Origin of the sequence: Flavobacterium sp. (assembly GCF_040382755.1) — a bacterium.
GTDB lineage: Bacteria > Bacteroidota > Bacteroidia > Flavobacteriales > Flavobacteriaceae > Flavobacterium.
This window is the reverse complement of the sequence record NZ_JBEIET010000129.1, coordinates 1-5,085: the sequence shown is the minus strand read 5'-3', so window position 1 is coordinate 5,085 and position 5,085 is coordinate 1. Positions and strand designations below refer to the sequence as shown.

Sequence of the window (5,085 nt, the reverse complement as noted above, 5' to 3'; positions counted from 1 at the left end):
TGATGCCAAAAATGCGATGAGAGAATTTGGTATTGGTGGAATTCCAGTTGTAGATGAAAATGGAATTTTAAAGGGAATTGTTACCAATAGAGATTTGCGTTTTGAAAAAGAAAACTCAAGAGCGATTACTGAAGTAATGACTTCTGAAAATTTAGTTACTGCAGGAAAAGGTACTACTTTAGCTGCAGCAGAAGAAATTCTTCAAGAGAGTAAAATTGAAAAACTTCCCGTTGTTGATGCTGATTTTAAATTAATTGGATTAATTACATTTAGAGATATTACTAAACTTACACAAAAACCAAACGCAAATAAAGATAAATATGGTCGTTTACGAGTAGCGGCCGCTTTAGGAGTTACTGCAGATGTACTTGACCGAGCAGAAGCTTTAGTAAAAGCAGGTGTTGATGCTGTTATTATTGATACCGCACACGGACATACAAAAGGTGTGGTAGATGTCTTAAAACAAGTAAAAAACAAATTTCCAGAAATAGATGTAGTGGTTGGAAACATTGCTACGCCTGAAGCGGCTTTATATTTAGCTGAAAATGGCGCTGATGCTGTAAAAGTTGGAATCGGACCTGGTTCTATTTGTACGACACGAGTAGTAGCCGGTGTTGGTTTTCCTCAATTTTCTGCCGTTTTAGAAGTGGCTGCCGCTTTAGAAGGAACTGGCATTCCAGTAATTGCTGATGGTGGCGTTCGATACACTGGAGATATTCCGAAAGCGTTGGCTGCAGGAGCTTCTTGTGTGATGTTAGGCTCAATGTTAGCTGGAACGAAAGAATCACCTGGAGAAACTATTATTTTTGAAGGAAGAAAATTTAAATCGTACCGTGGAATGGGTTCTGTAGAAGCAATGAAAGAAGGATCGAAAGACAGGTATTTCCAAGATGTGGAAGATGATGTAAAAAAATTAGTGCCAGAAGGAATTGTAGGTCGTGTACCTTATAAAGGCGAACTTAACGAAAGCATGCAGCAGTTTATTGGCGGACTTCGTGCTGGAATGGGCTACTGTGGTGCAAAAAACATTGAAACTTTACAAGCAACAAGCCGATTTGTACGATTAACTTCAAGTGGAATTAGCGAAAGTCACCCACATAATGTTACGATAACTAAAGAAGCTCCGAATTATTCGAGATAGTATAATATTGGAACTGACAGGTCTGAAAAACCTGACAGGTCTGAAAAGTAAAAATCCATTCCGATTTATTGGAATGGATTTTTTTTATTGTAACCAGATGCTGAATGAAAAAACTAAATTCCCAAATAATTACTTGGCGTAATAGCTTTTAATTCTGTTTTAATATCGTTAGAAACTTGCAACGTTTCAATAAATGCGTGAATGGAATCTTTATTGATAACTGTGTTCGTTCTTGTTAAATCTTTTAGTGCTTCGTAAGGATTTGGATAGCCTTCTCTTCGTAAAATTGTTTGAATCGCTTCTGCTACAACTGCCCAATTTTTTTCTAAATCTTCTTCAAATTTAGGCTCATTTAATAACAGTTTATTCAACCCTTTTAATGTAGATTCGAAAGCAATAAGTGTATGCCCAATTGGCACACCAATATTTCGTAAAACGGTACTATCAGTTAAATCACGTTGTAATCTTGAAAGTGGTAATTTTGCAGATAAATGTTCGAAAATCGCATTTGCAATTCCTAAATTTCCTTCCGAATTTTCAAAATCAATTGGATTCACTTTATGTGGCATAGCTGAAGAACCGATTTCTCCCGCTTTAATTTTTTGCTTGAAATAATCCATAGAAACATACGTCCAAATGTCTCTATCTAAGTCAATAATGATGGTATTTATTCTTTTTAATGCATCAAAAAAAGCAGCAAAATGATCGTAATGTTCAATTTGTGTAGTTGGAAATGAATGACGAAGTCCTAACGTTTCTTCAACGAATTGCGATCCGAATGCTTTCCAATCGTGGTTTGGATAGGCTACTTTATGCGCGTTATAATTTCCTGTTGCACCACCAAATTTAGCGGCAAAAGGCACATTAAACAACAAACGCATTTGTTCTTCAATACGTTCTACAAAAACTAAAATTTCTTTTCCTAAACGGGTTGGTGAAGCCGGTTGTCCGTGTGTACGAGCTAATAAAGGAATATTCGCCCATTCTACCGAAAGTTCTTTTAATTTTTGAACAATCGCAATTAAACTTGGTAAATATACATTTTCAAAAGCTTCTTTCGCAGAAAGTGGAATCGCAGTATTGTTAATATCCTGAGAAGTTAATCCGAAGTGAATAAATTCTTTAAACGCTTCTAAACCAAATTCGTCAAACTTCTTTTTTATAAAATATTCAACCGCTTTTACATCGTGGTTAGTCGTTTTTTCGGTTTCTTTAATCCAAAGTGCATCTTCCGTTGAAAAATTTTCATAAATGCTTCTCAATTTTCCAAAGCTATTTTTATCTACACCTTGTAATTGAGGCACACCATATTCACACATTGAAATAAAATATTCTACCTCAACTAAAACTCTATATTTTATTAACGCTTCTTCCGAAAAATAAGCGGATAACGATTTGGTTTTACTTCTGTAGCGTCCGTCAATTGGCGATACGGCATTTAATTCCGTTAATTGCATAATGTTGTGTTGTTTTTTAAAGATGCAAATTTAGTAATTCGTGCGTAGTATTCCGAAATTAGTTAGGTGTTTTTTGAAAAATTAATTTTAAAATAATATACATTAAAAATTTAGAGCTATTAATTCGACCATTTTCTTTTATAGAATTTTTGTTACTTTGCGGCAAATTAAACCGAAATGCAAAAAAACAAACTCGCTTTATTAGAATATTTAGAAAACTTTATGTCTGAAAACAGAAAAAACAGATTTATTGAAGTACTAAAAAACAGAACCAATCATTTTACTATTGCTATGGAAGATGTGTATCAGCTACATAATACAAGTGCTGTTATGAGAAGTTGTGAGGTTTTTGGCATTCAAAATTTACATATTGTAGAACAACGATACGGAAAAGCGATTGACAAACAAATTGCAATGGGTGCCGAAAAATGGGTAGATATTAACCAACATCAAGATATGAAAAGTTGTATCGCAAGTTTACGGGCAAAAGGGTATCAAATTATTGCAACCACACCACATAATGACTCCTGTATGTTAGACGAATTTGATGTTTCGAAAAAATCGGCAATCTTTTTTGGTACAGAGATTGACGGGCTTTCAGAAGAAGTAATGAGTCAGGCAGATGGGTTTATAAAAATTCCAATGGTTGGATTTACAGAAAGTTTAAATATTTCTGTTTCAGCTGCATTGGTTATTCAAGATATTACAAACAGAATGCGACAATCGGATATTAACTGGCAACTTACAGATGAAGAAGTGTTAGAAAAACGTTTGGATTGGACGAGAAAAACGATTAAAGATGTTGCCTATATTGAAAAACAGTTTGTGGGATAGTTTTCAGTAATCAGTTATGAGTTGGCAGTTGTAAATAGCTACTTGACGCTTTGAAACTTTGCACTTTGAAACTTTGCAACTTTGCAACTTTTCACTTAAACTACTTTCTTCTCAAAACTTTGTAATCATTATAGGAAGTAGCCAAGGCATCTAAAACTTGTAAATCGCTTGCTGTATTTATAAAGTTTTTAGAATAATTGCATTTTTCTAAAATTTTATCAATTTCATTTTTATCCAATTGTAATAACATCGCTAAAACTTCACGATTCGTATTATTACTTAAAATGGCAGAAAAATGCGTATCTTTTTTTAAATCGATTAATTTCTTAAAATCTTTTTCTTTTGTATTAAACAGTGAATACACTAAATCTACTGGATTAGACAAAGCTTTTAATAAATTTTCTGTTGCGTTTTTAGCTTTCATTCCTGGTTCGTAACCTAAATTTAAACCCGCAATATTATAGCGATAATTCTCGTTTACTGGAATTAATTTCGTGTCAATTTCCAAATATCCTGTTAAGGTATAATTTGTCACTAAAACGGTTTCAATTTCATTTTCTTTAAAACTTAAAAAAACTGTTTGGTTTCCAGCATACCATTTTTGGTTCACACCAACCTCAGCATAATTATAACCCAAATGAGAAAACAACAATTTGTCATTTGTTTTCGCAGAAATTTCAAAATCACCATTTTCAGATGCCAAAACCACCGAAGATGTATTTTTATTTAAAACCGTTACTCTGGCAATTGGCATATTAGTTTTAATATCTATAATTTTTCCTTTCACTTTTACTTGCAATGTATCGGACTGAGAAAACCCAAACACGGCAGTTAAAATTAAAATAAGAAAAGCTATTTTTTTCATCTGAAAATATATTTCTACAAAAATAAGATTTAATTTTAAATAGGGAATGTTGTTAACATAAGATTATAAAAAAGTTGAATTTTATAGCATAAAAAATCCCGAAACGAAGCACGAATCGGGATTATTAGATTTAAACTAAAAAATTAGTCGTTTGATCTTCTTGGCGTTCTTCTTGCACCTTCAAATCCAGAACTTCTTCTTTCTGTTGAACGACCTTCAGTTGAACGACCTTCACCTCTTCTTCCGCTATCGCGAGAATCTGAACTTCTTCTGTCGCTTCCGCCAGTTGATGAAGTTCTTGGTCTGAAACCACTTCCTCCTTCACGATTGAAACCACCTTCGCGATTTCCACCACCAGAATTTCCTCTGTAGCCTCCACCTTCACGGTTTCCTCCATCACGATTTCCTCTGTAGCCACCGCCTTCACGATTTCCACCACCAGAATTTCCTCTGTATCCACCAGAACTTCCGCCTTCACGTCTTCCTGAGAATCCGCTTCCGCCAGATCTTCCACCACTTCTTCCGTTATGGTCTCTGCGTCCGCCACCGTCATTTTTAGAAATTTCAACGTTAATTTTTCTACCGTTAATATTCACAGCATTTAAAACTTCCATTACTTTTTCTGCCAATTCAGCATTGGTATTGAAGAAAGAAAAACCTTCTTTACAGTCTACTTTAAATACGTCGTCTTGACCTACTTGTAAAGTATCACGTAAATAATCTTTTAACGTCATCCAATCATAATCATCTCTTGTACCAATATTGATAAAATATCTTACCGTACCATC

General features: G+C 34.2%; 5 protein-coding genes. 2 read left to right on the top strand and 3 right to left on the bottom strand.

The features are described 5' to 3' along the window. Window positions 1-1,141: IMP dehydrogenase (guaB, locus tag ABWO04_RS09680; RefSeq protein ID WP_353079515.1), on the top strand; the 1,141-nt coding region annotated here is incomplete at its 5' end. A gap of 113 nt (window positions 1,142-1,254) precedes the next feature. Here the strand turns inward: guaB and purB are convergent. Beyond that, window positions 1,255-2,598 carry an adenylosuccinate lyase gene (gene purB / locus ABWO04_RS09675; RefSeq protein WP_353079514.1) on the bottom strand — a complete coding sequence of 448 codons (1,344 nt, stop codon included), beginning with the start codon at window positions 2,596-2,598 and terminating at the stop codon, window positions 1,255-1,257. Window positions 2,599-2,775: 177 nt separating this feature from the next. Here purB and ABWO04_RS09670 point away from each other — a divergent pair, with 177 nt between their 5' ends. Next, window positions 2,776-3,432, top strand: a complete 657-nt coding sequence (locus tag ABWO04_RS09670; RefSeq protein WP_353079513.1) for a TrmH family RNA methyltransferase — start codon at window positions 2,776-2,778, stop codon at window positions 3,430-3,432. 100 nt (window positions 3,433-3,532) lie between these two features. Here ABWO04_RS09670 and ABWO04_RS09665 read toward each other — a convergent pair whose 3' ends face one another. Both ABWO04_RS09665 and ABWO04_RS09660 read right to left on the bottom strand, forming a co-directional pair. Further along, window positions 3,533-4,297, bottom strand: coding sequence for a carboxypeptidase-like regulatory domain-containing protein (locus ABWO04_RS09665; protein ID WP_353079512.1), 765 nt, complete (start codon window positions 4,295-4,297; stop codon window positions 3,533-3,535). Window positions 4,298-4,440: 143 nt separating this feature from the next. Further along, window positions 4,441-5,085, bottom strand: a 645-nt coding sequence (locus ABWO04_RS09660; protein ID WP_353079511.1) for a DbpA RNA binding domain-containing protein, incomplete at its 5' end; no start/stop codon positions are given.